This is a genomic window from Mesorhizobium sp. M0060 (assembly GCF_040323155.1).
Classification (GTDB): Bacteria; Pseudomonadota; Alphaproteobacteria; order Rhizobiales; family Rhizobiaceae; genus Mesorhizobium.
The window spans coordinates 1-575 of sequence record NZ_JAMYUP010000181.1; the positions used below are offsets into that span (position 1 = coordinate 1).

Sequence of the window (575 nt, forward strand, 5' to 3'; positions counted from 1 at the left end):
GGCGGATGACCTTCATGCTCGGCCATGTAACCATCGACCTTGGCTTCCAGATCGGCCATCGTTTCGCCGCCAGCCATCAGATCCGTAATCTCCTCGCGGGACCGTTGGCCCTTGCGGAAATCATCGGCGATGGCGCCGCGGATCAGCACCGCGAAATGGTCGCCGACGGTCATGGCGTGCATGACCTGGTGGGTGATGAAGACCACGGCCAGGCCGCGCCTCTTGGCCTCATTGACGATACGCAGCACATGCGATGCCTGCTTGACGCCGAGCGCCGCGGTCGGCTCGTCCAGGATCAGCACTCGGGCTCCAAAATACACGGCCCGCGCAATAGCGAGCGACTGGCGCTCACCGCCCGACAGGCCGCCGACCAGGCGGTCACCGTCGTCAATACGGGTAATTCCGAAATCCCGGACCGCTTTCACCGCGATTTCGTTGGCGCGCTTGCGGTCGTAGATCTTGAACGGTCCCCAACCTTTGGTCGGCTCGACGCCGACGAAGAAGGACCGCCCGATGCTCATCAGCGGGAACGTGCCGCCGAACTGATGCACCGTGGCGATGCCCCGTCCCTGCGC

At 64.2% G+C, this 575-nt stretch carries 1 protein-coding gene; it reads right to left on the reverse strand.

The window, feature by feature from the left end; translation table 11 throughout:
* A partial coding sequence (locus NKJ94_RS37500; protein WP_352532827.1) for an ATP-binding cassette domain-containing protein occupies window positions 1–575 on the reverse strand: 575 nt, incomplete at both ends.